The 21,606-nt window shown below is 51.5% G+C and carries 25 protein-coding genes and 2 pseudogenes; 17 read left to right on the top strand and 10 right to left on the bottom strand.

Features of this window, described 5'->3' with window-relative positions:
- Nucleotides 1–256: 256 nt before the first annotated feature.
- From ACEPLT_RS12880 to ACEPLT_RS12850, 7 genes are all read left to right on the top strand, one after another.
- Nucleotides 257–904 carry a YchE family NAAT transporter gene (locus ACEPLT_RS12880; RefSeq protein WP_021240330.1) on the top strand — a complete coding sequence of 216 codons (648 nt, stop codon included), beginning with the start codon at nucleotides 257–259 and terminating at the stop codon, nucleotides 902–904.
- A gap of 771 nt (nucleotides 905–1,675) precedes the next feature.
- Nucleotides 1,676–3,307, top strand: a complete 1,632-nt coding sequence (gene oppA / locus ACEPLT_RS12875) for an oligopeptide ABC transporter substrate-binding protein OppA (protein WP_008502785.1) — start codon at nucleotides 1,676–1,678, stop codon at nucleotides 3,305–3,307.
- Between the two features lie 84 nt (nucleotides 3,308–3,391).
- Nucleotides 3,392–4,312, top strand: a complete 921-nt coding sequence (gene oppB, locus ACEPLT_RS12870; RefSeq protein ID WP_008502786.1) for an oligopeptide ABC transporter permease OppB — start codon at nucleotides 3,392–3,394, stop codon at nucleotides 4,310–4,312.
- Nucleotides 4,313–4,324: 12 nt separating this feature from the next.
- Entirely contained in the window at nucleotides 4,325–5,233 is a 909-nt protein-coding gene (gene oppC / locus ACEPLT_RS12865) for an oligopeptide ABC transporter permease OppC (protein ID WP_008502787.1), read from the top strand.
- An 11-nt stretch (nucleotides 5,234–5,244) separates the two neighbouring features.
- Complete coding sequence (gene oppD / locus ACEPLT_RS12860) at nucleotides 5,245–6,258, top strand: ABC transporter ATP-binding protein (protein ID WP_232927530.1); 1,014 nt, start codon at nucleotides 5,245–5,247, stop codon at nucleotides 6,256–6,258.
- Nucleotides 6,255–7,259 (top strand): murein tripeptide/oligopeptide ABC transporter ATP-binding protein OppF, encoded by a 1,005-nt coding sequence (gene oppF / locus ACEPLT_RS12855; RefSeq protein WP_008502789.1) that lies wholly within the window; start codon nucleotides 6,255–6,257, stop codon nucleotides 7,257–7,259. Before oppD ends, oppF begins: the two co-directional genes overlap by 4 nt.
- A gap of 14 nt (nucleotides 7,260–7,273) precedes the next feature.
- A complete protein-coding gene (locus ACEPLT_RS12850; RefSeq protein WP_008502790.1) occupies nucleotides 7,274–8,143 on the top strand; it encodes an ion transporter in 870 nt (289 codons plus the stop codon).
- A gap of 31 nt (nucleotides 8,144–8,174) precedes the next feature.
- Here the strand turns inward: ACEPLT_RS12850 and ACEPLT_RS12845 are convergent, their stop codons facing one another.
- Both ACEPLT_RS12845 and cls read right to left on the bottom strand, forming a co-directional pair.
- Nucleotides 8,175–8,504, bottom strand: coding sequence for an HI1450 family dsDNA-mimic protein (locus tag ACEPLT_RS12845; RefSeq protein WP_006810881.1), 330 nt, complete (start codon nucleotides 8,502–8,504; stop codon nucleotides 8,175–8,177).
- A gap of 33 nt (nucleotides 8,505–8,537) precedes the next feature.
- Nucleotides 8,538–9,998, bottom strand: coding sequence for a cardiolipin synthase (gene cls / locus ACEPLT_RS12840; protein ID WP_008502791.1), 1,461 nt, complete (start codon nucleotides 9,996–9,998; stop codon nucleotides 8,538–8,540).
- Nucleotides 9,999–10,142: 144 nt separating this feature from the next.
- Between cls and ACEPLT_RS12835 the strand changes: the two genes are divergently transcribed.
- Nucleotides 10,143–10,316, top strand: a complete 174-nt coding sequence (locus tag ACEPLT_RS12835; RefSeq protein ID WP_021240326.1) for a YciY family protein — start codon at nucleotides 10,143–10,145, stop codon at nucleotides 10,314–10,316.
- A gap of 111 nt (nucleotides 10,317–10,427) precedes the next feature.
- Complete coding sequence (gene leuE, locus ACEPLT_RS12830; protein WP_232927531.1) at nucleotides 10,428–11,063, top strand: leucine efflux protein LeuE; 636 nt, start codon at nucleotides 10,428–10,430, stop codon at nucleotides 11,061–11,063.
- A 109-nt stretch (nucleotides 11,064–11,172) separates the two neighbouring features.
- On the opposite strand, the pseudogene ACEPLT_RS12825 reads toward leuE, so the two are convergent.
- Together ACEPLT_RS12825 and ACEPLT_RS12820 are read right to left on the bottom strand one after the other, a co-directional pair.
- Nucleotides 11,173–11,456, bottom strand: a pseudogene (locus tag ACEPLT_RS12825) (tyrosine-type recombinase/integrase); the annotation flags it as partial.
- Nucleotides 11,457–11,890: 434 nt separating this feature from the next.
- The gene (locus ACEPLT_RS12820) at nucleotides 11,891–12,622 is read right to left on the bottom strand and encodes a hypothetical protein (RefSeq protein ID WP_447088264.1); all 732 of its coding nucleotides are present in this window, start codon (nucleotides 12,620–12,622) and stop codon (nucleotides 11,891–11,893) included.
- 375 nt (nucleotides 12,623–12,997) lie between these two features.
- Between ACEPLT_RS12820 and ACEPLT_RS12815 the strand changes: the two are divergent.
- From ACEPLT_RS12815 to ACEPLT_RS12795, 5 genes and pseudogenes are all read left to right on the top strand, one after another.
- Nucleotides 12,998–13,108, top strand: a pseudogene (locus ACEPLT_RS12815) (phage tail protein); the annotation flags it as partial.
- On the top strand, nucleotides 13,105–14,274 hold the full coding sequence (locus ACEPLT_RS12810) for a phage late control D family protein (protein WP_447088263.1): 1,170 nt from the start codon (nucleotides 13,105–13,107) through the stop codon (nucleotides 14,272–14,274). The pseudogene ACEPLT_RS12815 and the gene ACEPLT_RS12810, both read left to right, overlap by 4 nt.
- A 77-nt stretch (nucleotides 14,275–14,351) precedes the next feature.
- Nucleotides 14,352–14,573 carry a DNA-binding transcriptional regulator gene (locus tag ACEPLT_RS12805; RefSeq protein ID WP_074168328.1) on the top strand — a complete coding sequence of 74 codons (222 nt, stop codon included), beginning with the start codon at nucleotides 14,352–14,354 and terminating at the stop codon, nucleotides 14,571–14,573.
- A 192-nt stretch (nucleotides 14,574–14,765) separates the two neighbouring features.
- Nucleotides 14,766–15,473, top strand: coding sequence for a hypothetical protein (locus ACEPLT_RS12800; protein ID WP_139154404.1), 708 nt, complete (start codon nucleotides 14,766–14,768; stop codon nucleotides 15,471–15,473).
- 228 nt (nucleotides 15,474–15,701) lie between these two features.
- Entirely contained in the window at nucleotides 15,702–16,655 is a 954-nt protein-coding gene (locus ACEPLT_RS12795) for a bifunctional helix-turn-helix transcriptional regulator/GNAT family N-acetyltransferase (protein ID WP_039266537.1), read from the top strand.
- A 41-nt stretch (nucleotides 16,656–16,696) separates the two neighbouring features.
- On the opposite strand, the gene ACEPLT_RS12790 is transcribed toward ACEPLT_RS12795, so the two are convergent.
- A complete protein-coding gene (locus ACEPLT_RS12790) occupies nucleotides 16,697–16,993 on the bottom strand; it encodes a YciI family protein (RefSeq protein WP_008502794.1) in 297 nt (98 codons plus the stop codon).
- 220 nt (nucleotides 16,994–17,213) lie between these two features.
- Here ACEPLT_RS12790 and tonB point away from each other — a divergent pair, with 220 nt between their 5' ends.
- On the top strand, nucleotides 17,214–17,936 hold the full coding sequence (gene tonB, locus ACEPLT_RS12785) for a TonB system transport protein TonB (RefSeq protein ID WP_232927805.1): 723 nt from the start codon (nucleotides 17,214–17,216) through the stop codon (nucleotides 17,934–17,936).
- Nucleotides 17,937–17,974: 38 nt separating this feature from the next.
- Here tonB and yciA read toward each other — a convergent pair whose 3' ends face one another.
- The 4 genes from yciA to ACEPLT_RS12765 form a co-directional block, all read right to left on the bottom strand.
- Nucleotides 17,975–18,370: an acyl-CoA thioester hydrolase YciA gene (yciA, locus tag ACEPLT_RS12780; RefSeq protein WP_232927563.1), complete on the bottom strand. Its 396-nt coding sequence runs from the start codon at nucleotides 18,368–18,370 to the stop codon at nucleotides 17,975–17,977.
- A gap of 104 nt (nucleotides 18,371–18,474) precedes the next feature.
- On the bottom strand, nucleotides 18,475–19,014 hold the full coding sequence (locus tag ACEPLT_RS12775; RefSeq protein WP_008502797.1) for a septation protein A: 540 nt from the start codon (nucleotides 19,012–19,014) through the stop codon (nucleotides 18,475–18,477).
- A 56-nt stretch (nucleotides 19,015–19,070) separates the two neighbouring features.
- Nucleotides 19,071–19,814, bottom strand: coding sequence for a YciC family protein (locus ACEPLT_RS12770; RefSeq protein ID WP_023292236.1), 744 nt, complete (start codon nucleotides 19,812–19,814; stop codon nucleotides 19,071–19,073).
- Between the two features lie 25 nt (nucleotides 19,815–19,839).
- On the bottom strand, nucleotides 19,840–20,244 hold the full coding sequence (locus tag ACEPLT_RS12765; protein ID WP_447088262.1) for a YkgJ family cysteine cluster protein: 405 nt from the start codon (nucleotides 20,242–20,244) through the stop codon (nucleotides 19,840–19,842).
- On the opposite strand from ACEPLT_RS12765, the gene ACEPLT_RS12760 reads away from it, so the two are divergent.
- On the top strand, nucleotides 20,137–20,412 hold the full coding sequence (locus ACEPLT_RS12760; RefSeq protein WP_447088383.1) for a hypothetical protein: 276 nt from the start codon (nucleotides 20,137–20,139) through the stop codon (nucleotides 20,410–20,412). The genes ACEPLT_RS12765 and ACEPLT_RS12760 overlap by 108 nt on opposite strands.
- A gap of 114 nt (nucleotides 20,413–20,526) precedes the next feature.
- Nucleotides 20,527–21,159: an outer membrane protein OmpW gene (gene ompW, locus ACEPLT_RS12755; protein WP_008502800.1), complete on the top strand. Its 633-nt coding sequence runs from the start codon at nucleotides 20,527–20,529 to the stop codon at nucleotides 21,157–21,159.
- 46 nt (nucleotides 21,160–21,205) lie between these two features.
- Here the strand turns inward: ompW and ACEPLT_RS12750 are convergent, their stop codons facing one another.
- A complete protein-coding gene (locus ACEPLT_RS12750) occupies nucleotides 21,206–21,544 on the bottom strand; it encodes a hypothetical protein (RefSeq protein WP_071530987.1) in 339 nt (112 codons plus the stop codon).
- Nucleotides 21,545–21,606 lie beyond the last annotated feature (62 nt).

Below are 21,606 nucleotides of genomic sequence, written 5' to 3'. Positions count from 1 at the left end.
AAATCATGATCTGCGTCAATTTTCCCCTAAGCTGATACCTTTCAGCAGGGTTATTTCGTGCTGATTTTTCCAGTGTTAAATAATTACGTAAGTATTGGAAGCGGCACTATCATTGATTATACAAATGTTTAACATCCTGAAATGATAACGTTTTGGTACAGATTTCAAGTGAAGTATGCTGATAAAAAGGGTATCTTCAGCGCGATTTCTCATGACAAATTGTCAGTCCAGGGCATATGTATAAGCGGAGCAAAACGTGATCCAAACGCTCTTTGATTTTCCAACGTATTTTAAATTTTTTATTGGTTTGTTTGCCCTGGTCAACCCGGTGGGGATCATTCCTGTCTTCATTAGTATGACGAGTTACCAGACAGCGGCGGCCAGGAATAAGACCAACCTCACCGCTAACCTGTCGGTGGCGATCATATTGCTCACCTCTCTTTTTCTGGGTGACGCCATTCTCCAGCTTTTCGGGATTTCGATAGATTCTTTCCGCATTGCAGGTGGGATCCTGGTGGTGACCATCGCCATGTCCATGATCAGCGGTAAGCTGGGCGAGGATAAGCAGAATAAACAAGAGAAGTCAGAAACCGCCATCCGCGAAAGCATTGGCGTGGTGCCGCTGGCCTTACCGCTGATGGCCGGTCCTGGGGCCATCAGTTCAACCATTGTCTGGGGCACGCGTTATCATAGCCTGATGCACCTGATTGGCTTTTCCGTGGCTATTGCCATTTTTGCGCTCTGCTGTTGGGGCGTGTTCCGCATGGCACCCTGGCTGGTGCGCTTGCTGGGTCAGACGGGCATCAACGTCATTACGCGTATCATGGGCCTGTTGCTGATGGCGTTAGGGATCGAATTCATCGTAACGGGTATTAAAAGCATTTTCCCCGGATTATTGCATTAATACTTCATATGAAAGAACGGAGCGACGGCTCCGTTTTTTTTACGTGATTATCAGCAAATCATATAACTAAAGTTGAAATGCTCACATATCATAATAAATTCTACTAATAATGTTCATTTCTTGTATTTCAATAGGTTATTAATTCCGCCTTACCCCGCCTGCGCAGAAAATCTTCGATCGCTCTGTTATTTTACTCACATGATACTCTGGGGCTTGCTGAGAGATAACCGAAATGATATTAGTAATTTCAACATTCCCCTAGATGAATGTGCTAAATAATAACCAGTTGTTAAATTTTTGTACAAAATCACGCGATGATAGCGCAGCGACGCGCTTGTAGAGAAAATTTTCTCTATCCTATTGAATATCATGTCTTTATAGTGATGTTCGATGTCCGGCAGGGCTGCCCTCAACGATACGGTACTCACCGTAAAAGAGAATTGCTTAACAAATTTGCAAAATGTATTGGCGCACGATTACGCCATTTGATACTTTCCGGCCTAATATTTTGCAGCATAAAACAATCAGATGAGAATTATTTTCATATGGTTCTCATCTCGGATATCCAGAACAGGTCTCAAACAGGGGAGGCCTGTAAAGAATCGACGCAAGACTGCCATACGAGCGGTCAGTAATAAAAAAGTCGGTGATAGCAAGCAGTAAAAGAAGAACCTGACAGCAGCAAAAAAAACTCCTGCGCTGTACAGGCCCCAACAGGGGATTACACAGCTGGCGAAGGCCAGTCATTATAATGAGTGGAGTATCAACACAATGTCCATCATCACAAAAAAAAATCTGGTAGCGGCGGGGATTTTAACTGCGCTAATCGCGGGAAACGCTGCAATGGCTGCGGACGTTCCTGCAGGTGTTCAGCTGGCGGAGAAGCAGACGCTGGTGCGTAACAACGGTGCGGAAGTTCAGTCTCTTGACCCGCACAAAATTGAAGGTGTTCCTGAGTCTAACGTTAACCGCGACCTGTTCGAAGGCCTGCTGGTCACTGACGTAGACGGCCACCCGGCACCGGGCGTGGCAGAAAAATGGGAAAACAAAGATTTCAAAGTCTGGACCTTCCATCTGCGTAAAGATGCGAAATGGTCCGACGGTACGCCGGTCACGGCTGAAGATTTCGTTTATAGCTGGCAGCGTCTGGCGAATCCAACGACCGCCTCTCCGTATGCGAGCTACCTGCAATATGGCCATATTGCCAATATTGATGACATCATCGCGGGCAAAAAACCGATCACCGATCTGGGCGTTAAAGCGATCGATGCCAATACCTTCGAAGTCACGTTGAGCGAACCTGTTCCGTACTTCTATAAGCTGCTGGTTCACCCGTCCGTCTCCCCGGTACCAAAATCCGCCGTGGAAAAATTTGGTGAAAAATGGACCCAGCCTGCCAATATCGTGACCAACGGCGCCTATAAGCTGAAAGACTGGGTGGTCAACGAGCGTATGGTGCTTGAGCGTAACCCGCAATACTGGGACAACGCTAAAACCGTGATTAATCAGGTGACCTACCTGCCAATTTCTTCCGAAGTGACTGACGTCAACCGCTACCGCAGCGGCGAAATCGACATGACCTATAACAACATGCCGATTGAACTGTTCCAGAAGCTGAAGAAAGAGATCCCGAAAGAAGTTCACGTCGACCCGTACCTGTGCACCTACTACTATGAAATCAACAACCAGAAAGCACCGTTCACCGACGTACGTGTTCGTACTGCGCTGAAGCTGGCACTGGATCGCGATATCATCGTGAACAAAGTGAAAAACCAGGGCGATCTGCCGGCATACAGCTATACCCCTCCATACACCGATGGCGCAAAACTGACCGAGCCAGACTGGTTCAAACAGACGCAGGAACAGCGTAACGCAGAAGCGAAGAAACTGCTGGCCGAAGCGGGCTATACCGCCGATAAGCCGCTGACCTTCAGCCTGTTGTACAACACCTCCGATCTGCACAAAAAACTGGCTATCGCCGTCGCCTCGATCTGGAAAAAGAACCTGGGCGCGAACGTGAAGCTGGAGAACCAGGAGTGGAAGACCTTCCTCGACAGCCGTCATCAGGGCACCTTTGACGTGGCGCGTGCTGGCTGGTGTGCGGACTATAACGAACCGACCTCCTTCCTGAACACCATGCTGAGCGACAGCTCAAACAACACCGCGCACTATAAGAGCCCGGCGTTTGACAAGCTGATTGCCGACACGCTGAAAACCACTGACGAAGCACAGCGTACTGAACTGTACTCTAAAGCTGAGCAGCAGCTGGATAAAGATTCCGCGATCGTTCCGGTTTACTACTACGTTAACGCCCGTCTGGTGAAACCGTGGGTAGGTGGGTACACCGGTAAAGACCCGATGGATAATATCTACGTTAAAAACTTGTATATTATCAAGCATTAATGGCAATGAGTGGGGCGGGCGTGCTCGCCCCACGGTGTCTAACCAACGTCACATTATATAGGCACACGCCAGAAGGTACGGGCAATGTTGAAATTTATCCTACGTCGCTGTCTTGAAGCGATTCCAACGCTATTTATTCTCATCACGATTTCCTTCTTCATGATGCGCCTTGCGCCGGGAAGTCCATTTACCGGTGAGCGTACGCTGCCGCCAGAAGTGATGGCGAATATCGAAGCGAAATACCACTTAAACGATCCTATCTCTACCCAGTACTTCAATTACCTGAAGCAGCTGGCCCACGGTGATTTTGGACCGTCATTTAAATATAAAGACTATTCCGTTAACGACCTGGTGGCGTCCAGCTTCCCGGTTTCGGCGAAATTGGGTGCTGCGGCATTCATTCTGGCGATCGTTTTCGGGGTCACCGCAGGCGTCATCGCCGCGCTCAGACAAAATACCAAATGGGATTATGCCGTAATGGGGGTGGCAATGACCGGGGTAGTCATACCCAGCTTCGTTGTCGCGCCATTACTGGTGATGATATTTGCCATTACGCTGAAGTGGCTGCCTGGCGGCGGCTGGAACGGCGGGGCATTAAAGTTCATGATTTTGCCGATGGTGGCATTATCCCTGGCGTACATCGCCAGTATTGCGCGTATCACCCGTGGTTCAATGATCGAAGTGCTGCACTCGAACTTCATTCGTACCGCGCGCGCGAAAGGGCTGCCGATGCGTCGGATTATCTTCCGCCACGCGCTCAAACCGGCGCTGTTGCCCGTGCTCTCCTACATGGGACCAGCATTCGTCGGGATCATCACCGGCTCGATGGTTATCGAAACCATTTACGGCCTGCCGGGCATTGGCCAGCTGTTTGTCAACGGCGCGCTTAACCGCGACTATTCGCTGGTACTGAGCCTGACCATTCTCGTCGGTGCGCTGACCATTCTCTTTAACGCTATCGTCGATGTGCTGTATGCCGTCATCGACCCGAAAATCCGTTACTAACTGGAGCACGCCATGATGTTGAGTAAGAAAAACAGCGAGGCGCTGGAAAACTTCAGTGAAAAACTGGAAGTGGAAGGTCGTAGCCTCTGGCAGGACGCGCGTCGTCGCTTTATGCACAACCGCGCGGCGGTGGCGAGTCTGGTGGTTCTGGTAATCATCGCGCTGTTTGTGACCCTTGCCCCGATGCTGTCGCAATTTACCTATTTCGACACCGACTGGGGCATGATGTCCAGCGCGCCGGATATGGAGTCTGGCCACTATTTTGGCACGGACTCCTCCGGACGTGACCTGCTGGTGCGTGTCGCTATCGGCGGGCGTATCTCGCTGATGGTCGGGATTGCTGCCGCGCTGGTGGCGGTGATCGTCGGGACGCTCTATGGCTCACTGTCCGGCTACCTTGGCGGCAAAGTGGACTCGGTGATGATGCGTCTGCTGGAAATCCTGAACTCCTTCCCGTTTATGTTCTTCGTCATCCTGCTGGTGACCTTCTTTGGTCAGAATATCCTGTTGATCTTCGTGGCCATCGGGATGGTGTCATGGCTGGATATGGCGCGTATTGTTCGCGGCCAGACGCTGAGCCTCAAACGCAAAGAGTTTATCGAAGCCGCGCAGGTCGGCGGTGTCTCTACCGGGAATATCGTGGTTCGCCATATCGTTCCTAACGTGCTGGGCGTGGTGGTGGTCTATGCCTCACTGCTGGTGCCAAGCATGATCCTGTTTGAATCCTTCCTGAGCTTCCTCGGTCTGGGTACGCAAGAGCCGCTGAGCAGCTGGGGCGCGCTGCTGAGTGACGGTGCAAACTCAATGGAAGTGTCACCGTGGCTGCTGTTATACCCGGCGGGTTTCCTGGTCGTTACCCTGTTTTGTTTTAACTTTATCGGCGATGGCCTGCGTGATGCCCTCGACCCGAAAGACCGTTAAGGAGCGCCGTCATGACAATGATTGAAACGGCAACCGCGCCACAGGCGCAGCAGCGGAGCGACCTTCTGCTGGACGTAAAAGATCTTCGCGTCACCTTTAAGACCCCGGACGGGGATGTGACCGCCGTGAACGATCTTAACTTCAACCTGCGCGCGGGTGAAACGCTCGGTATCGTGGGGGAATCTGGTTCCGGTAAATCCCAGACCGCCTTTGCGTTAATGGGCCTGCTGGCCGCTAACGGTGTGATTGGCGGTTCCGCGAAATTCAACGGTCGTGAAATCCTCAACCTGCCGGAGCACGAGCTGAACAAGCTGCGCGCCGAGCAGATCTCGATGATTTTCCAGGATCCGATGACCTCGCTGAACCCGTACATGCGCGTCGGTGAGCAGCTGATGGAAGTGCTGATGCTGCACAAAGGTCTGGGCAAAGCCGAAGCCTTTGAAGAGTCGGTCAAAATGCTCGATGCGGTGAAAATGCCGGAAGCGCGCAAGCGTATGCGCATGTTCCCGCACGAGTTCTCCGGCGGTATGCGTCAGCGCGTGATGATTGCGATGGCGCTGCTGTGCCGGCCAAAGCTGCTGATTGCCGACGAACCGACCACCGCGCTGGACGTTACCGTTCAGGCGCAAATCATGACCCTGCTGAACGAGCTCAAGCGTGAGTTCAACACCGCGATTATCATGATCACCCACGACCTGGGCGTGGTGGCGGGCATCTGTGACAAAGTGCTGGTCATGTATGCCGGTCGTACCATGGAATACGGCAAAGCGCGTGACGTGTTCTATCATCCAGCGCATCCTTACTCGATTGGCCTGCTGAACGCGGTGCCGCGTCTCGATGCGGAAGGGGAATCCCTGCTGACTATTCCGGGCAACCCGCCAAACCTGCTGCGCCTGCCGAAAGGCTGTCCGTTCCAGCCGCGCTGCCCGCACGCGATGGAAATCTGCAACAGCGCACCGCCGCTGGAAGAGTTTGCACCAGGCCGTCTGCGCGCCTGCTTTAAGCCGCAGGAGGAGCTGGTATGAACGCATTAGATGAAAAACGCAATGTACTGCTCGAAATTGCTGACCTTAAAGTGCATTTCGACATCAAGGACGGCAAACAGTGGTTCTGGCAGCCGTCGAAGACCCTGAAAGCGGTGGACGGCGTCACGCTGCGCCTGTACGAAGGGGAAACCCTGGGCGTGGTGGGCGAGTCCGGCTGCGGTAAATCGACCTTTGCGCGCGCCATTATCGGTCTGGTAAAAGCCACCGACGGCAAAGTGGCCTGGCTGGGTAAAGATCTGCTGGGCATGAAGCCCGACGAGTGGCGCGACGTGCGCAGCGATATCCAGATGATTTTCCAGGATCCACTGGCGTCATTAAACCCGCGTATGACCATCGGTGAGATTATTGCCGAGCCGCTGCGGACCTATCATCCGAAGATGTCTCGCCAGGAAGTGCGCGATCGCGTTAAGGCGATGATGCTGAAAGTCGGGCTGTTGCCTAACCTCATCAACCGCTATCCTCACGAGTTCTCCGGCGGTCAGTGTCAGCGTATTGGTATTGCGCGCGCCCTGATCCTCGAACCGAAGCTGATTATCTGTGATGAGCCAGTTTCCGCGCTCGACGTCTCCATTCAGGCGCAGGTGGTTAACCTGCTGCAGAAGCTGCAGCGCGAAATGGGGCTGTCGCTGATCTTCATCGCGCATGACCTGGCCGTGGTGAAACACATTTCTGACCGCGTGCTGGTGATGTATCTGGGGCACGCCGTGGAGCTGGGCACCTATGACGAGGTGTACCACAATCCGCTGCACCCTTACACCAAAGCGCTGATGTCGGCGGTGCCGATCCCCGATCCCGATCTGGAAAAGAATAAGACCATCCAGCTTCTGGAAGGGGAATTGCCTTCACCGATTAACCCGCCGTCGGGCTGCGTCTTCCGCACGCGCTGCCCTATGGCCGGGCCGGAATGTGCGAAAACGCGGCCGGTTCTGGAAGGCAGTTTCCGACATGCGGTTTCCTGCCTGAAAGTAGACCCGTTATAATCGCAAGGGCTGACATGATGTCAGCCCTTATTTTTTGCGAGGTCACTGTGTCGCGTTTATTCACGTCAGCCCGTCGGCGGCTTTATCATGTTTTATTCGATCCTGAAACGGTATCCGGACGGCGCTTCGAGGGTCTTTGTGGTTTATTTGCGCTCCTCAGCGTGGTTATCATCTTTATTGAATCGGGTGCCGGGACGCAATACCACCTGACGTTTGACGAATGGCATGTCTTTGTCTGGCTTGAGCTGGCGATTACCCTGGTGTTTACCGCTGAATATCTCCTCCGAGTGATTGCCTGGCCTAACCCGGCCCGATATGTTTTCAGCTTCTGGGGATTTATCGATTTAGCCACCATTCTGCCGCTCTACGTCATGTGGCTGTGGCCGGAAATCAGCCTGAGCTATGTCTTTGCCTGGCGAGCGATGCGCGTTATTCGCGTATTACGTATTCTGAAATTACTGCGCTTTATGCCCTCACTGCGCATATTCTGGAGCGCAATCGTCAGCGCCCGTCATCAGCTTATTCTGTTCTATTCGTTTATTGCCATTGTCATGATTGTTTTTGGCGCACTGATGTATCTGATTGAGGGGCCGAAATATGGCTTTACGACGCTCAATGCGTCCGTCTACTGGGCGATCGTGACCGTAACGACCGTGGGGTACGGGGATATCACGCCCCATACGCCGCTGGGGCGAATTGTGGCCTCAGTGCTGATTTTGATTGGCTATTCGGTCATTGCCATTCCGACCGGGCTGATTACCACGCACATGAGTAGCGCATTTCAGAGCCGCAAGCAGCAGCGCAAATGTCCGCGATGTCATCAGGGGGAACATGAACTCAACGCGCGTTATTGTCACCGCTGCGGAAATCCGTTGCCGGAGTAAATAAAAAAGGCTGCAATCGCAGCCTTTTTTATTATTCGCGCCAGAGAATATGGCACAGCTTGTGGTCTTTCTCACGGCAGAGCAGGACGCGAGCGAAGATATCATTAATTTCGCCACCGTCTTCATCGGCCAGCCCGATCACTACTTCGGCGAAGAAGTCAGGGTTCAGGTCGAAATCCACATGCTCAGCCCAGTCTTCTGAAGGGTCGAACAGTTCGGCACCGCCGCGCTCTTCGAACTGCAGATTAAAGAGGATCACGTCTGCGGGATCGAGGTTATCAACCGCCAGTTCGAGAAAAATGTCATAGGCCTGCTCGAGCGTTTCGTCTTCGGTCAGGCGATTGTTCAGATCCATTTCCATGATGACTACCTGTTTAACATCGTTGGGCACGTTTTACAGCAACGGACTAAAGAAGTAAAACAGTCGTTCGGCAATTCTCTGCCACAGCGGACGTTTTACCCACAGTCTGGCATCCAGCAGGCGGGAGCGGGAGATATAATCATCCTGCACCGCCGCGAGATCGCCGCCAAAGCCGGCATCATCAATAACCAGCGTGATTTCAAAGTTAAGCCACAGGCTGCGCATATCCAGGTTCACCGTTCCCACCAGGCTTAACTCGCCGTCGACAAGCACGCTCTTGGTATGGAGCAGTCCGCCTTCGAACTGGTAGATCTTCACCCCTGCGGCCAGCAGTTCGCTAAAGAATGCCCGGCTGGCCCAGCCCACCAGAAGGGAGTCATTTTTGCGCGGCAAAATAATGCTCACATCCACGCCGCGCTGCGCCGCGGTACAGATCGCGTGCAGGAGGTCATCGCTGGGAACAAAGTAGGGCGTCGTCATGATCAGATATTCACGCGCCGAGTAGGTCGCCGTCAGCAGCGCCTGATGAATCAAATCCTCCGGGAAGCCCGGGCCGGAAGCAATGGTATGAATAGTGTGACCGCTGGCCTCTTCAAACGGCATAATATTGCCGTCCGGCGGTGGCGGCAGGATGCGTTTGCCGGTCTCTATCTCCCAGTCGCAGGAGTAGACGATGCCCATCGAGGTGGCAATCGGCCCCTCCATGCGCGCCATCAAATCCACCCACTGACCCACGCCCGAGTCCTGTTTAAAGAAGCGCGGGTCAACCATGTTCATGCTGCCGGTGTAGGCAATATAGTTATCGATCATGATCATTTTACGGTGCTGACGAAGGTCCATCCGGCGCAGAAACACGCGCAGGAGGTTAACCTTCAGCGCCTCGACCACTTCGATACCGGCATTGCGCATCATCCCTGCCCAGGGACTGCGGAAAAATGCCACGCTGCCCGCAGAGTCAAGCATCAGACGGCAGTGAATGCCGCGTCGCGCCGCGGCCATCAGAGATTCCGCGACCTGGTCAGCCATCCCGCCGGGCTGCCAGATATAGAAAACCATCTCGATATTATGACGCGCCAGCTGGATATCGCGGATTAACGCCTGCATAACGTCGTCGGACGAGGTCAGCAGCTGGAGCTGATTACCCTTAACGCCGCCAATCCCCTGACGGCGCTCGCACAGCTTAAACAGTGACGAGGCGACGCTGCTGTTCTCCTCGGCAAAGATATGCTTGCAGGCTTTAAGGTCGTTCAGCCACTTCGCGGTGGAGGGCCACATGGCGCGGGCCCGCTCGGCGCGGCGTTTACCGAGATGAAGCTCACCGAAAGAGAGATAGGCGATAATTCCCACCAGCGGCAGGATGTAGATGATCAGAAGCCAGGCCATGGCAGAGGGTACGGCTCTGCGCTTCATCAGGATGCGTAACGTCACACCCGCGATTAACAGCCAGTATCCCAAAATGACCAGCCAACTCACCACGGTGTAGAAGGTTGTCATAGTTAAAAAAATCCTTTTGAAAGCGTATTGTTATGAGTGTACGCATCAGGATTCATCTGGCAAATAAAAACGCCAGGTAAAAGCGCTGGTTTGCAGCCGGGTTGGGTTTATAATGGCGTCACTGTTTGAGAAAGAGTTGTAGACATGAAGCGCAGTAGAACAGAAGTAGGGCGCTGGCGCATGTTGCGACAGGTGAGTCGTCGCAAGGCTCGTTGGCTGGAAGCACAATCCCGCCGCAATATGCGTATTCACGCCATCAGAAAATGTGGAATGACCCGGCACCGCAACGCGTTGTTGTTCGCCGTCCAGGATATCTGAGTACCATGAGGGCACCGTAATGGTGCCCGCTGATTTTATAAGGTCTGATTTTTGGGAGTAGCGTGGTTGCAGCGCTATTCCGGTTGTGTTGAGCAAAAGGAGGGAGAAGAAGTGTTTGCGGAGTTTGGCGTACTGAATTTCTGGACGTATGTTGTTGGCGCGTTTTTTATCGTGCTGGTACCGGGGCCAAATACCCTGTTTGTGCTTAAAACTGGAATTGGACACGGCGTTAAAAAAGGGTACCTGGCCGCCACGGGTGTATTTATCGGCGATGCGGTGCTGATGTTTCTTGCCTGGGCGGGCGTCGCGGCATTAATCCAGACCACGCCGGTACTGTTTAATATCGTGCGTTATCTCGGCGCCTTCTACCTGCTGTGGCTGGGCGGCAAAATGCTCTGGTCGGTCATTACCCGCCAGAATCACGCTCAGGAAAGCGGCACCGAGCCTGCCAGCACGATCATGAAACGTTCGCTGGTGCTGAGCATGACGAATCCAAAAGCGATTCTGTTCTACGTATCGTTCTTTGTTCAGTTCATCGACGTGAATGCGCAGAACACCGGTACCTCTTTCCTTATCCTCGCGACGACGCTTGAGTTGATAAGCTTCATGTACATGAGCTTCCTGATCTTCTCCGGTGCATTTGTCACGCGCTATCTCAAAACGAAAAAGAAACTGGCAAAGCTGGGGAACGGGCTGATAGGGCTGCTGTTTGTCGGGTTTGCGGCGAGGTTAGCGTCGCTGCATTGATTGATGAAAGGCTCCTGCGGGAGCCTTTTTAATGTCTGGCGTAACTTGAAAGCCGCGCCAGACAAGGCTTCACGTTTTACTACTAGCAGTCAAAAGCCATAAAAAGCGGCTAGGGTGTGGACACATTGTGGACACTCTGACCACCATTAGCACCCTTCAACGGGTTAAGCGAAATCGCGTCCTGCAAGTACTGAGGAGCGAAGTGCGCATAGACCATTGTCTGAGCAATTTTTGTATGACCTAAGATCCTCTGCAGTGTGATGATGTTGCCTCCGTTAATCATAAAGTGCGTGGCGAAAGAGTGTCGTAGCGCATGTGTTGCTTGTCCGGCCGGTAAATCGGGCTTAACCCTTTGAGGGTTCGCCTGAATTCAGCATAACTGGCCTCAGGAAACTTCCTAGCATATTGAAACACTATTCCGGTTCGAAAGTGGCGGGGATTTATGAAGAAGCAATGGATAAGGTGGGTATAAAATAGAACAATGTTGATTATATTCGTAAGGATGGCTGCTAAATGTACAAAATACTCCGAAAAATCCCGCAGCATAAGAGCGAAAATATAAGGCCTATGGCGCTAATATACCTATCTCAGCGATAAATAATTAATTAAAACCTGATGTCCGTCGAGCTGGTAGGTTGTGCCGAAATTGTAATGGGTAATTACGGGCGGCTGCATGAAAACAACAGTTAGAAAATTAAGTCGCTCACACCAGCGAGAGGTCCGATAATCCCGTTGCCAAATCGACCATAGGAAACACCGCCGGTGCTGAAGCTCGTTTTCAGTACTGGCGGGGTTGAACAGTTCGCACCGCGAGGAGTTAATTTATGTTATTTATCAAAGAACTCCAGGAGGGTAACGCCGTTAGCTCCAAGACTGACAAGACCTTCAACACTATTAATTGATGAGATTGTCTTTTTCAAAATGTTCTTAAGTTTAGAGCCTTCTTCTGTCGTGGTCACGACTAGATTAAATGACTCAGACATGCAAGCATGTCCCATAGTTGCCTCTGTTGCAGAAATTATTGGTTCAATACCTGTTATTTCATAATCGTCAAAAGCCCTTATCATATTATTAACATAATGTAATATTTCTTTTTTAAGCTCTATTGAGAAATCAGAATTGATTATCGAATCCTTCAATTCTAACAATTGTTGCTTTATATCAATTAATTGCTCATCTTTGATTTTTCCAATTTCCCCCTTAGTTTTGAATAATAAAGAGATCATGCCTAAATCATTTAATGCAGCGTCAGATATTCTTTGTGTGGCATTTGGAAGAGGTTCGACAAGGCTTAATTGTGCAAAGAACTTATCAACACAGGGTCTCCAGTTTGGTGCGGTAATTTCATAATCAGGGAAATAATCTTGTAATGCATCCTCTATTTTTTTAGGCAAGCTCATAAGTTTAGAGATCTTATCCCATAATAAAATTTGATTATCTTTAGTATGTTCTAACTCAAACGCTAGCAATAAGGCATTTTTTACTATTAGGTTAGTATTTTGGTCTTTGAGGCTGATGAAAAAATTTCGTAATGTCAGTGCTGAGTTGTCCATGTACATGAAAAAATCCTAAAACATAAGATGCTAATAAACTTGATTATTGGGGTCAATCATCTGTGCATGTGTATGCTGCATTAAAATGCATTTTATTAGGTCCTCTCACACTTCATATAGTATCAGGGCTTATGCGGTCTAAGCCTATTCGTGCATCTGCATTAAAACCCCCCATGAAGCGGGCAGGCGAGGCGGGGATAACACTGAGCGCCAGACTTGGTGACAGGATTTATTTTGCGCGTCTGTGCGCGTCGTGGCGGCGTGCTGAGCGGTGAGGTTGAATCGTGCCGGCGGCGCGGTTACGTGGCGTCTGGTGAGCTCTGAGGAAGTGCCGCCCGAAGATGGCATTTTAACGGGGATTACTCGGCCTCGATGTTGTAATCCTTAAAGCGGATCGACAAATCGCTGGCGGCCATGTATGGCGACCTGAAAACGCAGGCCGACAATCTGGTCACGTCAGCCGGTGACTGGCTAGGAGGGCTGGCAGGATGATTACGGGAATGGATATTCAGGCCGGGGCGAAAATAGCCCCGGCGTTTATGCTCAAGCTGGATAACGAGGATATCACGCAGGATTTTAGTGATCGCCTTATCAGTCTGACCATGACCGACAATCGCGGATTCGAGGCCGACCAGCTCGATATCGAGCTCGATGACACTGACGGCCAGATAGCTTTGCCACCGCGCGGCGCTACGTTGACGCTGTGGTTAGGCTGGCAGGATTCCGTGCTGATAAAAAAAGGGACGTTCACGGTCGACGAAATCGAGCACAGGGGCGCGCCTGATTCGCTGACCATCCGGGGGCGCAGCGCCGATTTTCGCGGGACGCTGAACTCGCGCCGGGAACAGTCATGGCATGACACCACGCTCGGGCAAATTGTGGAGACGATTGCGGCACGCAATAAGCTGACGGCCAGCGTGGCCGACACGCTGAAAGCCGTCGCAGTGCCTCACATTGACCAGTCGCAGGAATCCGACGCGGTGTTTCTGCCCCGCCTGGCTGACCGGAACGGGGCGGCGGTTTCGGTAAAAGCGGGGAAACTGTTATTCCTGAAAGCGGGGAGCGGTAAGACGGCCAGCGGTAAGCCTATTCCGCAGATGACGCTTGAGCGCGGCGACGGCGATCGTCATCAGTTTGCCATTGCTGACCGGGAAGCCTACACAGGCGTGACGGCAAAATGGCTGCACACCAAAGACCCGAAGCCGCAAAAGCAAAAGGTGAAGCTTAAGCGTAAGCCCAAAGAGAAGCACCTCCGAGCGCTGCAGCACCCGAAAGCGACCAAAGCCCCGGCAAAGGCCAAAGCCAAAAAAGAGCAGGAAGCGCGCAAGGGTGAGTACATGGCCGGTGAGGCTGACAACGTGCTGGAGCTGACGACCATTTACGCGACAAAGGCGCAGGCCATGCGCGCCGCTCAGGCGAAGTGGGACAAGCTGCAGCGCGGCGTCGCGGAGTTTTCAATCTCGCTGGCGATTGGCCGCGCCGATTTATTTCCTGAAACACCAGTCGCGGTGAAAGGCTTTAAGCGCGTCATAGACGAGCAGGCTTGGATAATCAGCCGGGTGGTGCATAACCTCAACGGGAGCGGCTACACGACGGGCTTAGAGCTTGAGGTTAAGGTTTCGGATGTGGAGTATGAAAGCGAAGAATTAACGCAGTGATTTGTTTTTTATGTGTTTGTTATATAAGGATAAATTGAGTAAAGTTAGCGCATCGGAAAATAAATGAGGTGCTCGCCATGTTTCACTGTCCAAAATGCCATTTCGCCGCTCACGCCCGCACAAGTCGCTATTTTACTGACACGACCAAAGAGCGGTATCACCAGTGTACAAACATCAACTGCAGCGCGACGTTTGTGACCACTGAGACGGTCGAGCGTTTTATCGTATCGCCGGGGGTAGTGGTACCAGCCGTTCCGCATCCGACATCATCCGGCCAGCAACAGATACACTGGATGTGACCAAAGATAAAGCTCCATAATTTATGGACTTATACAAAAATGCTTTTCGGCTTAAACTAAGTCGAAAAGCTCGCTGTCGATTCAAATTTTTCACTAGATTGCCGATAAATATATATGGAAGGTTTTAGCAAATTTCGAAGCTTAATATCTACAGGCAATAATTTACTTTATTAATTCAAAGGAGTATTCAAAGTGGCAGAATTATGGGAAAGGATGGGCATTAGTCAGCATGATTTCGATGATCTAAGTTGGAAGTTGTCGCTTACGATGACGGCCTCGGCCAATAGGTTTACTCGATTAACTCACCATACTGAAGATGGTTACTTTGTAGCTTTCATGGCCAGCTTGGGCATAATTTACTTTGGAGATCATTATTATTTAAATTTTCAGGATTCTAAAACTTCACCATATGGTGTGGATGGCCCAGAAAAAATATTTGGATGTGATTTTGGCTTGCGTGTAGATTTCCACGGGGGAAGCAGTGGAACGTTTAGTAAGGCAATAATTGGTCAAGCGAAAAACAACCCGCGTAAATTTGTGGAAGGGATTAAGCAAGAGAAAACGCGCTTATCTGAACAGTGTAGTGCAATGGCTGAGGTTACCTCTAACTATGTTGTTATGTTCAGACCATCTACGGATGGTACTATTCCTCTTGTATACATAGGTGATCAACGAAATAAAACTTATTCAGAAAAAGGTATACGATTCGATAAATATCTACTTGAATATGTGTTGCCTTGCTATCATGGTGAAACAAACCCTGATATCATTTCATATATGATTTCTTCTCATCATTCAGGATGGCTTCAATATCAACGGATATTTACTATTGATACCAACCTGCCAACTCCTGATCCAAGCCCTGAAGCTGTTATGTCTAAAGGCCCTAAAATGCGTTAAATTTGGATATCACTTAAAGCTTTCCGTTACGGAAACTGCAAGAAGAAGCCCCGCATTTGCGGGGCTTCTTCTATCGATGTGGCCAATATGTGGACGAGACCTGAAATAAATCCTTTTATTTCATTGTGTTGAATCGTTTTAAAAAGCTCCTGCGGGAGCCTTTTTCATTCTGTTTGACAATCCCTCATCATTTAGTTGTATAGTACAACTAAATGATGAGGACAGAACATGCACAGCGAAACCCCGGTAGTCAGTGTTATTCGACGTTCCTCGCGCCTGATGGTGCGAGAGTTAGGTTTTATGGGTTCTACCCTGGCCTCAACGAATTATTCGCCTTCGGCCGTCCATACTCTGGTCGAAATTGCCCTACGAAAAGAGATGACGGCGAGTCAGCTGGTACAGCTGCTGGGCCTGGAAAAGTCCAGCGTCAGTCGGATGCTGGCTCGCCTGATTGCCGCAGGCGAACTCGAGGAGGTCATTTCTACTGAGGATGCGAGAGCAAAGAGCCTCAGGCTGACCGCGAAGGGTCACGAGACGGTCAGTAAAATTAATACCTTCAGCAATGAGCGCGTGGTCACAGCAATAAAGCGTCTTGCTCCTGCCCAGCAGCTGACCATTTCTGAGGGTCTCTCCCTTTATGCCAACGCGCTGCTGGCGTGTCGGGAGGCGGGCAACGATATGCAGCCCGATGAGCTGAAGATAGTGCAGGGGTATATCCCGGGCATGATTGGCCGTATCGCGGAGATGCATGGCAGTTATTATTCGCGGGAGCATAATTTTGGTCGCTTCTTCGAGGCCAAAGTGGCTTCGGGGCTGGCTGAGTTTAGTGAAAGACTGGAGAAGCCCTGTAACCAGATTTGGCTGGCAGTGCTCAACGACAAAATTGTCGGCTCGGTGGCGATCGATGGCGAGGATCTGGCGCCGGGTGAAGCCCATCTTCGCTGGTTTATTCTTGATGATGGCTGCCGGGGGCACGGCGTGGGGAAAAAACTGCTGAATGAAGCCATGCGGTTTTGCGACAGCGCCGGTTTTTCAGCTGTGCACCTCTGGACGTTCAATAAGCTGACCGCCGCCAGGCGTCTGTACGAGTCGTATGGGTTTACGCTGGTAAAAGAGTGGGAAGGCGATCAGTGGGGAAGCCTTATTACAGAGCAGCAGTTTACCCGGCACAGCGGCGCGTAATCGCCATCCTAAAAAAGGCTCCTTTCGGAGCCGCTTTGGTATCAGAACACTTTTTTATACGGTCTCACCGTCACTTTTGCATACACGCCCGCTGCAACGTACGGGTCTGCGTCAGCCCAGGCCTGAGCGGCTTCTTGGGATTCAAACTCAGCAATGACCGTGGAGCCGGAGAAACCGGCAGCACCCGGATCGTTGCTGTCTACTGCGGGCATGGGGCCAGCGGTCAGTAATCGGCCTTCATCCTGAAGCAACTGCAAACGTGCCAGATGCGCAGGGCGCACAGACTGGCGTTTTTCGAGCGAATCAGCAACATCTTCAGAGTAAATCACGTAAAACACGGCGAAGCTCCTTAACCGGTAAAAGTGTCAGTTACGTTATGTGAAAGGGCAAACGACTGCAATGTAAAATAAAAACAATGTTAATACCCTGATCTGTATGCGCCTTTTTTGGCCTCTTGGGCGCTAAAATTGCGTCAGAGCAAAGTGTCTTATTGAATATGATTGCTATTTGCATTTAAAATCAGGGTTCGGTTTTTTAACGTTGATGACTATGACTTCGATGACCCTTGATTTACCTCGCCGCTTTCCCTGGCCGACGCTGCTTTCTGTCGTGATTCACGGTGCCGTTGTGGCGGGTCTGCTGTATACCTCGGTTCATCAGGTTATTGAAATGCCCGCGCCCGCGCAGCCGATCTCGGTGACGATGGTCTCGCCAGCGGATCTTGAACCGCCGCAGGTTGCCCCTCCGCCGCCACAGCCGGTGGCTGAACCGGAGCCAGAACCCGAGCCCGTTCCGGAGCCATCGAAGGAAGCCCCGGTGGTGATCCACAAACCTGAACCGAAGCCAAAACCTAAGCCGAAGCCAAAGCCAGTGAAGAAGGTTGAGGAGCGTCCGAAACGCGAGGAACGTCCGGCTGAACCACGCGCGACCCAGCCGGTCGAAAATGCAGCGCCTTCACGTCCGGTGATAAACAATACGGCAACGACGTCAAAGCCAACCGTAACCGCACCAGCGGGCCCGCGCGCCGTAAGCCGCAATCAGCCTCAGTATCCGGCGCGAGCTCAGGCCTTGCGTATTGAAGGCCGCGTACGGGTGAAATTTGACGTCACTGCGGATGGCCGCGTGGATAACGTGGAAATCTTGTCTGCGCAACCTTCTAATATGTTTGAGCGCGAAGTGAAATCTGCTATGCGCAGATGGCGCTATGAGCCAGGCAAGCCGGGCAGCGGATTGATCGTCAATATTGTTTTCCGCCTGAACGGCGGGGCGCAGATGGAATAAAAAAAGCCTCCGAAAGGAGGCTTTTTTTTGCCTGTCGATCAGGCCTGTGGAAGTTGACGAGGTTTACCGTCGCTGTCCACGGCAACATAAATAAACAGCGCTTCAGTGGCCTTATAGCGTTGCCCAATCGGCTCAGAAGAGACTTTCTTCACCCAGACTTCGATGTTGATGGAAATGGAGGTATTACCGCGCTTCACGCAGCGCGCGTAGCAGCAAACCACATCACCCACCGCAACCGGGCGCAGGAAGGTCATGCCGTCCACCCTCACGGTGACCACGCGCCCGTGGGCAATCTCTTTTGCCAGAATTGCGCCGCCCATATCCATCTGCGACATCAGCCAGCCGCCAAAAATATCGCCATTGGCATTGGTGTCAGCGGGCATTGCCAGTGTGCGTAAAACCAGTTCGCCCTGAGGGGCGTTAGTTGTTGTCATTGTTTTAACTCGTAACGGAAGACTTCAGGCGGGATGCTACTATGATTCGCGTGCGGAGAGAATAGACCAGAACGCCCGTCGTTGACGTTCTGGTCAGTCAGTAATCAGTGGTTGTCGTCCTGCGGCATATGACGATAGATGTATACGCCGCTTAATAGCGTGAAGATAAGCGTCAGCGCAGTCAGGCCAAAGACCTTAAAGTTGACCCAGATATCCTGCGGCAGCCAGAAGGCGATATAGATATTAGCGAGACCACAGAGAATAAAGAAGATTGCCCAGGCAGTATTCAGACGCGACCAGACCACCTGCGGCAGCGTTAGTTCTTTACCTAACATGCTCTGGATAAGGGGCTTTTTCATGAACCATTGACTGAACAATAGCGCTGCTGCAAACAACGCATAAATAACAGTCACCTTCCACTTAATAAATTCAACATCATGCAAGGCAATGGTCAATCCACCGAACACCGCTACTAAAACGAACGTGATAAGCGCCATTTTTTCGACTTTGCGATAGCGAATCCAGCTGTAGATCAGCACAACGGCGGTCACAACGATTAACGCTTTTGTTGCAGCAAAAATGTCGTACAACTTATAGACAGCGAAAAACACCGCGAGCGGTAAAAAATCAAGAAACTGCTTCATTCTGTGATTCCATCTTCTGAGCGGGGCGGGAGACAGAGATACCCCCCGCCTCGGGATTACTGACGAATTAACATATACAGGCGGAACAGATAGACGAGCAGTACCGCTGAAATGAGATTGCTCAGCGTATTCGCCACCACGGCGCCGACGTTAGGCGTTAATACCGCAAAATTCGGCGCAAACAATAACAGCAGCGTTTTGGCCAGCAGCCAGCCGATCACGGCGGGCGCCACCAGACGCATATTAGCCCATGCCAGTCTGATGCTGCTGCGCATCGCGGTAAAAATTCCCATCTTATCCTGCACAACCATCACAGGCGCAAATGCGAGCACGATAGCCAGTAAAACGCCCGGCACCACGACCAGCATAATCCCCATTTGCACCAGCATCGTGGTTAAAAAAATCAGGATAAACAGCTTAGGTAAGACCGGTGCACTCGCACCAATCGCGCGTAAGGCGCTGACGCGGTGACCCGCCGATACCAGCTGAATCATCAGCAAAACGCCGCCCGCCAGAATTGCATTACCAATCAGGCCTGAGAACGTGGACGCGGCAGAGGCGCGCAGCAGGATTTGCTGCTGCTCCGGCGTCATATTTTGCACCAGCTCAAACAACCCCACGCTACCCGCAAGATGGTCGCCCTGGCTCAGGCTGGCAATCTGTTCTTCACTCGGTGAGAAGGCATGGCCCAGCACCACCGTGATAAAGGCGCAAAGCAACGCGATCAGTAAAAAGGTAATGAACTGATTGCGGAAAAAGTTTCCCGTGTCACGGTAGACAGACTTCGCCGTGATAGACATGCACTCTCCTTGAGTATTGCAGGTGTTAATTAGCCGGCAATTGTACACCGGATGCACCTGCTGTGGCAGCATCAAGGCTTGTATGGAAAAGCATATCTTTGTAAAGCGGCGGTAATCCAACCCGCGCGCGGGCGCGGTTACAGGCTTCGTTGACCTGGCCATCTTCCCCCGACATGGCAAATTCCCGGCACGGGCTGGGGCGATCCTCATAGATGGAACATCGGGTCGAGACCCCAGGCTCACCCTGTAGCGCCACACAGCGGGCCTGCTTTTGGTTCGTGCCGCTCATGCAGCGCAAAAAGGGGGTTAACGGCTCGGTAAGATGAACCAGAACGGTACCACCGCCATCGCTGGCTTCGGCCCAGTAGAAAGAGACTCGAAAATACGCACAACAGGCTCCGCACGTCATGCACGGGTTGATATCACTCATGGCACACCTGCAAAAGAAGAACGCATCAAATCAATTTGTGAGAGCGATAAATTATCCAGCCGCCAGAGGAAGAGCAAGAGGGGGAAAAGGGAAAATTTTGTAACCGTGAAATGCCAAAAATTGACATGGAAACAACTTATTGGTTTTGAGTGCGTAACAAAAAATTAATCCAGATCAATGAATGTTAAGTTACTGGTTTTAATGTGATCTGTGGCAGATCACTTATTACTCTTTTGTGAGTATATTCTCATCCGCGATTAAAACCACAACGATGGAGCGGATATGAAAAAATTAGCGGTGGCAGCCCTTGTATTAAGCAGTCTCTCTGGCGGCGCGTATGCGCATGAAGCAGGCGAATTCTTTATTCGTGCCGGTTCGGCTACGGCTCGCCCAACTGAAGGTTCGGATAACGTGCTGGGAATGGGCGGTTTTAACGTCAGTAATAACACCCAGTTAGGTTTAACTTTCACCTATATGGCGACGGATAACGTGGGCGTTGAGCTTCTGGCCGCAACGCCGTTCCGTCATCGCGTGGGCCTCGGGCCAACCGGTGATATCGCCACGGTTCACCATTTACCGCCAACGCTGATGGCGCAGTGGTACTTCGGCGACTCAAGCAGCAAGGTGCGTCCATATATTGGCGCCGGTGTGAACTACACCACCTTCTTTGATGAGAAATTCAACGATACCGGTAAAGAGGCGGGTCTGACGGATCTCAGCCTGAAAGATTCGTGGGGCATGGCGGGGCAGGTTGGCCTGGATTATCTGATTAACCGCGACTGGCTGATCAACGCCTCGGTCTGGTATATGGATATTGATACGGACGTACGCTTCAAGGCGGGCGGCCAGCAGCAAAGTATCAGCACTCGTCTGGATCCGTGGGTGTTTATGTTCTCTGCGGGTTATCGTTTCTGATTCCCCGTCAAACTGGCCACAGGGTGGCCAGTTTGCTTTGCTCACGTCAAAACGACGGATAAACCGGCCGCTCATCGAGCTTTACGCAGTGCCTCAGGATCGTTTCCCCATCATATAAATAGCTGAAAGCGTCGCTGGATACGGAATGGAAGAGAATATCGCCGTTGGCAAACGGGATCATTTCGGTATCACCCGCACGTTTATGCCCCGCACCGGTTTCAAAATGGCCGCGCCACCGTTCCTGAGTGTGGTCATAAACGTGCAGAATAACCTCGACAAGTCCTCTTTGCGGACAATTAAGACGCAGGAAAGTAGAAGAGAAATTCAGGGACAGCGCGTGGAAGGGAATCAATAAGGCGAAGACCAGTAAAGCTCGTAAATACATCAAACCGCGAAAACCTCTTTCAAAAGGGAAATGAGATTTTACTTAAGTCATAAATAACGTTT

It is taken from the genome of Enterobacter sp. fkY84-1, from assembly GCF_052974705.1.
This window is presented reverse-complemented; position numbering and strand designations above follow the sequence as displayed.

Excerpts from the sequence above, each read along its gene's own strand:
- oppA (WP_008502785.1), top strand. The coding sequence starts at position 1,676 with ATGTCCATCATCACAAAAAAAAATCTGGTAGCGGCGGGGATTTTAACT.
- oppB (WP_008502786.1), top strand. The coding sequence starts at position 3,392 with ATGTTGAAATTTATCCTACGTCGCTGTCTTGAAGCGATTCCAACGCTA.
- oppC (WP_008502787.1), top strand. The coding sequence starts at position 4,325 with ATGATGTTGAGTAAGAAAAACAGCGAGGCGCTGGAAAACTTCAGTGAA.
- oppD (WP_232927530.1), top strand. The coding sequence starts at position 5,245 with ATGACAATGATTGAAACGGCAACCGCGCCACAGGCGCAGCAGCGGAGC.
- oppF (WP_008502789.1), top strand. The coding sequence starts at position 6,255 with ATGAACGCATTAGATGAAAAACGCAATGTACTGCTCGAAATTGCTGAC.
- ACEPLT_RS12850 (WP_008502790.1), top strand. The coding sequence starts at position 7,274 with ATGATGTCAGCCCTTATTTTTTGCGAGGTCACTGTGTCGCGTTTATTC.
- ACEPLT_RS12845 (WP_006810881.1), bottom strand. The coding sequence starts at position 8,504 with ATGGAAATGGATCTGAACAATCGCCTGACCGAAGACGAAACGCTCGAG.
- cls (WP_008502791.1), bottom strand. The coding sequence starts at position 9,998 with ATGACAACCTTCTACACCGTGGTGAGTTGGCTGGTCATTTTGGGATAC.
- ACEPLT_RS12835 (WP_021240326.1), top strand. The coding sequence starts at position 10,143 with ATGAAGCGCAGTAGAACAGAAGTAGGGCGCTGGCGCATGTTGCGACAG.
- ACEPLT_RS12820 (WP_447088264.1), bottom strand. The coding sequence starts at position 12,622 with ATGTACATGGACAACTCAGCACTGACATTACGAAATTTTTTCATCAGC.
- ACEPLT_RS12810 (WP_447088263.1), top strand. The coding sequence starts at position 13,105 with ATGATTACGGGAATGGATATTCAGGCCGGGGCGAAAATAGCCCCGGCG.
- ACEPLT_RS12805 (WP_074168328.1), top strand. The coding sequence starts at position 14,352 with ATGTTTCACTGTCCAAAATGCCATTTCGCCGCTCACGCCCGCACAAGT.
- ACEPLT_RS12795 (WP_039266537.1), top strand. The coding sequence starts at position 15,702 with ATGCACAGCGAAACCCCGGTAGTCAGTGTTATTCGACGTTCCTCGCGC.
- tonB (WP_232927805.1), top strand. The coding sequence starts at position 17,214 with ATGACCCTTGATTTACCTCGCCGCTTTCCCTGGCCGACGCTGCTTTCT.
- yciA (WP_232927563.1), bottom strand. The coding sequence starts at position 18,370 with ATGACAACAACTAACGCCCCTCAGGGCGAACTGGTTTTACGCACACTG.
- ACEPLT_RS12775 (WP_008502797.1), bottom strand. The coding sequence starts at position 19,014 with ATGAAGCAGTTTCTTGATTTTTTACCGCTCGCGGTGTTTTTCGCTGTC.
- ACEPLT_RS12770 (WP_023292236.1), bottom strand. The coding sequence starts at position 19,814 with ATGTCTATCACGGCGAAGTCTGTCTACCGTGACACGGGAAACTTTTTC.
- ACEPLT_RS12760 (WP_447088383.1), top strand. The coding sequence starts at position 20,137 with ATGAACCAGAACGGTACCACCGCCATCGCTGGCTTCGGCCCAGTAGAA.
- ACEPLT_RS12765 (WP_447088262.1), bottom strand. The coding sequence starts at position 20,244 with ATGAGTGATATCAACCCGTGCATGACGTGCGGAGCCTGTTGTGCGTAT.
- ompW (WP_008502800.1), top strand. The coding sequence starts at position 20,527 with ATGAAAAAATTAGCGGTGGCAGCCCTTGTATTAAGCAGTCTCTCTGGC.
- ACEPLT_RS12750 (WP_071530987.1), bottom strand. The coding sequence starts at position 21,544 with ATGTATTTACGAGCTTTACTGGTCTTCGCCTTATTGATTCCCTTCCAC.